This window comes from Mesorhizobium sp. M7A.F.Ca.CA.001.10.2.1, assembly GCF_003998575.1.
Taxonomy (GTDB): domain Bacteria; phylum Pseudomonadota; class Alphaproteobacteria; order Rhizobiales; family Rhizobiaceae; genus Mesorhizobium.
The window spans coordinates 1-4,137 of sequence record NZ_RZQY01000555.1 but is presented as its reverse complement, the minus strand read 5'-3'; the positions used below and the strand labels follow the sequence as shown (position 1 = coordinate 4,137).

Here is a 4,137-nt window from a genome sequence, read left to right as displayed (position 1 = left end):
CTCTTCTGGTCTTCGTAGTCGTCGCGATGATTGCGCTGTCCGGCACATTCATCGCCTTCAAATGGAAGGCGGCGCTGACGGCGCTGACATTCACCTACAACTATGCCGGCATTCTCGTGACGCGGGCAGGGGCGCTCGACCATATCTGGTCGCTCTGCATCGAGGAGCACGCCTACATCATCCTGGCGCTGATCAGCGTCATCGTCTCAAGTCGCTCTCGCGTGGTTGTGCTGCTCCTGGCGCTGGCCTTGCTGGCCATGGCCAATGGCGCGGTTTCGTACTGGGTCTTCGGGATGGACTACGAAACCACCTATTGGCGCACCGACGTGCACATCGCGTCGATCCTGCTGTCGGCTTCGATCTGCCTGCTGAAGGCCGACGGCATGCTGCCGGCGTTTTTGAGAGGCAAGCATGTGGCCCTGGTGGCGACGTTCTGTGCCGTTGTCCTGTTCCTGGATCAGGTGCCGACGCCGATCCACTATCTCTTCGCGGTGCCGCTGCTGGCTCTGGCCGTCAACGCACTCGATTTCAGCCCACGGTATATTTCCGGATTGCTGTCCTCCTGGCCGATGGCGACGCTGGGTCTGTGGTCGTACTCGCTCTATCTGTGGCAGCAGCCGTTCTACAAATTCGTCTATGAGCAAGGCGTCATGCCGATGCCGATGCTAGCCGCAGTCTTCGCTTGTGCGGCCTGCAGCTACTACCTCATCGAGCGCCCGGCGCGCGAATGGCTCAACCGCAACTGGTGAGCAACAGGGCGTTCAGGCCGTCTTGCGGCGCGCCCGCCCTCTCTATGCCTGCAGCGATCTGACGTAATAGCGCACTGCTTTCTTACCGCCATGGATCACTGCGTCGCCGGCCTCAGTGAAGCCAAGGGCGGCGTGAAAGACATCCGAGGCAGGGTTCGGCGGGTCGGTGTTGACTTCGCAGGTGACCAGATTGTAGCCGGCGCGCTCAACATGGCCGAACAGATCCTGATAGAGCCGGCGGGCATGGCCTCGGCCGCGCGCGTGCGCCGCCACGACAACCCGGTCGACATAGACGAAGCGCTCGTAGCGTTCGCGAAACCAGAGGAAATTCGGGCTGTCGTAGCGGGCGTCCTGGTCGAAGGTCATGATGAAGGCTTCGAGATCGCCGATGCGCCTGGTGTAAAACGCTTCGCCAAGCAGGAAGGACAGCCGCTCAGCCTCCAGCCACGACAGTTCTGCGGCATGCTCGTTGTTGAGCGCCAGGATCGCCGCTTCGTCTGCGGCCGATACACGGGCTATCGGGGCAGGGGTCGAGGTCATGCCTTGGCTGCCGCGATCGTTGCCGCCACCAGTGATGTGTCGGTGAGCGTGTTGCGGTATTCGCGATCGAGATCGGAACCACCCATGCCGACATGGGGATTGCGGTAGTCCATGGCACTCGGCACATCCTTGAGGGCGGCAAAATGCATTTCGGACAGGCCGGTTTTGCTGCGCACTTCGGCAATGTTGTGCAAATCCAGTCCGCCGCAGCCGAGGATGACGATGCGCTCGCCGGCCTGCCGCACCAGATCCGCCAACAGCGGCAAGCCTTCGATAGCAGTGTCACGCTGGCCGCTGGTCAGCACGCGGCCGACCTTGCTGCGGATCAGCGATTCGAGCGCCTCGGCCGGGTCGCGCGTCATGTCGAAGGCGCGATGACAGGTGACGTTCAAGGGGCCGGCCGCCTGCGTCAGTTCGCTCATGCGCGCCTCGTCCATGGTGCCATCGGCGTTCAGGCAGCCAAACACCACGCCGGGCACGCCGAGTTCGCGCAATGCCGAGACATCGGCCAGCATCGAGGCATATTCGGTCTCACTGTAGAGAAAATCGCCGCCGCGTGGCCGCACCATGACGTGAAACGGCACACTTGCCTGCTCGAGGGCGGCGCGGACCGTGCCGAGGCTCGGCGTGATACCGCCTTCGATGAGGCTGGCGCATAGTTCGACCCGGTCGGCGCCGGCGGCTTGCGCCGCGAGAAGGCCGTCAATGCCTTCGACACAGATTTCGATCAGCGGAAGGCGGAGAGCTTTGGTCAAGGGGCGATCCAGTCCATGATTTCCCGCCAGCCCTAGCACCGGGCCGGTCGCAGCGAAAGCGCGAACAGCCTTCCGCCTTCGGGCACGGACTTAGCGGTTATTGGCGCAATTCCGTATTCTTCGCGCCTTGCTCGACCTGATCGATCACAAGAAGCTTCACCTCGACATCCCCGATATTGGTGGCCTGATGCCACTGGCCGATCATTTCGATGATGAAATCGCCAGCCTTGTAGGTGTTGCTGATGCCGGTCTCGACATTGGTGACCTTCAGCGTGCCGGCCTGGACATAGGCGTAGCGCGGAAAGGGGTGCCTGTGGACCGGCAAGGTCGCGCCCGACGCGATGTCGTAGGTCGAGACCAGCACCTGCACGCTCTTCTGCGGCAACGTGATCGGTTGGCCGGACGCGGTCGTCGTGCGCGACGCAAGAGGTGTCACGACGACAGGCGTGCCGCTGCTGTCCAGCGCGCGGGCCGGGTTCGCGGAAAAGGCCACCGCGAGCAGCAGTCCGGACATCAAAATTTTTCGCATGATTCGCTCCACCCCTGGCGTCAACATCGCGCAGTGGCCAGCAGCACGCAAGGCAGCGCCTTGGGCACCTGCCTGCCGGCCAAAAATATTTTTGACGTCCCTCTTGAAGGAAAAAAACACGATTACCAGATCGTTTTCCGTCGAGGCTTCGGCTCGACATACTGGCGTCGCAGCGGCGCTGCGACAGCCTCGTAACCCATGTTGCTTCACGGAGGATATGGCTATGAGAAGTTCTGATTATACCCCTCTTTACCGCACAACGGTCGGCTTCGACCGTCTCTTCGATATGCTCGAAAAAAGCGTGCGCTCTGACTGGCCTCCCTACAATATCGAGAAGATTGGCGAGAACGACTATCGCATTACGATGGCTATCGCCGGCTTCGCTCTCGATGAGGTCGAACTCATGCAAAACGGCCCCGAATTGTCTGTCATCGGCCAAAGGAAACCCGACCAGGAAAATCGGGAGGTCCTTCATCGCGGCTTGGCGACGGGCAACTTCAAGCAGGTGTTCAAACTTGCCGACCATGTAAAGGTCAAGGCGGCCAACCTCGAGAATGGCTTGCTGTCGGTGGACCTGATCCGCGAAGTGCCCGAGGAACTCAAGCCTCGGCGCATTGAGATAGGGTCCGAAGCCAAAGCGGTTTCGCTCGAGCAACCCGGCAAGAAGCAGTTGATCGATTCGGATGCGGAGCCCCAGCGCGAGGTCGCCTGATTCCTGGAACCTGGATCTACGGTCCGCCTCCCGGTTCGGCCGGGAGGCACAGTTCGCGGAGAATGGAGATGAGAACCGAAGCCTACAGTTTTCACCAACCTGAACCGAAATATCTTGCCGCGGAATCCGCTGAGTTGCGGACGCCGGATGATGTGCTGAACGAGGAGACGATGACGATCGGTGCAAAGCGGGCTTTGCTCGCTTTCTGGGCTTCCGACGTTCATGCGGTTCCTGACAATCCCGCGTTGCGGCAATTGGACAACGGCGCCATCGTTGAAGTCAGTGACATACTCCGCGCGCTCCACCTCCTGGACGAATCCGGGCGGGAACCGCGTTTTTCAATGTTGCCGTCAGCCGTCAGCCTGTCTTTCGACCGGCGCCGCAGGAAGAGCCGTCTCGGTTGGATGCGGCACCCCTGGCGAGATGACGACGATGATCCGCCGCCAATCCCGGCCTTTGCAACGGTGCCGCCCGGGCGTGGAGGTGGCGGCATGTTGGCCGAGCCGGAGCATGCAATCGCATGATTTCCCGAACCACAACAACCCACCGTGCCGAATGGAGGATTACATGAGTGACAGGACGTTCGACCAACCGGTCCTGGTCAAGAATGGCGAGTTCATTCAAGAAATAGGGTGCCTCGACGACGCGTTCGACTTCTTTGACGAGTGGCCAAGGGAACGGCGGGGTCCGATTTTCGAGACGGCCTTTCGAGCCTGCCAGCGTGCTCACGACGGCCAGGTTCCGCTGACGGTGGCGCGCGATGCCGTCGCCGGCTTCGCAAGATCCGTCAAGATCCTGCAGGACCCGCTTGCTCAGTTTCCTTGGATGGACGGCACAAGGTCAGGTCGCGGT

7 protein-coding genes are annotated in these 4,137 nt (G+C 61.3%); 4 read left to right on the top strand and 3 right to left on the bottom strand.

Translation table 11 applies throughout. The features are described from left to right. Positions 1–749 (top strand): acyltransferase (locus EN964_RS27135; protein ID WP_164776018.1); only part of this gene is annotated, 749 nt, incomplete at its 5' end. Between the two features lie 42 nt (positions 750–791). Here the strand turns inward: EN964_RS27135 and EN964_RS27130 are convergent. From EN964_RS27130 to EN964_RS27120, 3 genes are all read right to left on the bottom strand, one after another. Continuing rightward, a complete protein-coding gene (locus EN964_RS27130; protein ID WP_127268338.1) occupies positions 792–1,289 on the bottom strand; it encodes a GNAT family N-acetyltransferase in 498 nt (165 codons plus the stop codon). Next, entirely contained in the window at positions 1,286–2,056 is a 771-nt protein-coding gene (locus tag EN964_RS27125; RefSeq protein ID WP_127268341.1) for a copper homeostasis protein CutC, read from the bottom strand. The genes EN964_RS27130 and EN964_RS27125 overlap by 4 nt, the downstream gene beginning before the upstream one ends. Before the next feature lie 85 nt (positions 2,057–2,141). Continuing rightward, entirely contained in the window at positions 2,142–2,573 is a 432-nt protein-coding gene (locus EN964_RS27120; protein WP_127268342.1) for a cupin domain-containing protein, read from the bottom strand. A gap of 223 nt (positions 2,574–2,796) precedes the next feature. Here EN964_RS27120 and EN964_RS27115 point away from each other — a divergent pair, with 223 nt between their 5' ends. From EN964_RS27115 to EN964_RS27105, 3 genes are all read left to right on the top strand, one after another. Further along, positions 2,797–3,285, top strand: coding sequence for an Hsp20 family protein (locus EN964_RS27115; protein ID WP_127268343.1), 489 nt, complete (start codon positions 2,797–2,799; stop codon positions 3,283–3,285). Positions 3,286–3,353: 68 nt separating this feature from the next. Continuing rightward, positions 3,354–3,809, top strand: coding sequence for a hypothetical protein (locus EN964_RS27110; protein WP_127268339.1), 456 nt, complete (start codon positions 3,354–3,356; stop codon positions 3,807–3,809). A gap of 43 nt (positions 3,810–3,852) precedes the next feature. Further along, on the top strand, positions 3,853–4,137 hold a 285-nt coding region (locus EN964_RS27105; protein ID WP_164776017.1), incomplete at its 3' end, for a DUF982 domain-containing protein.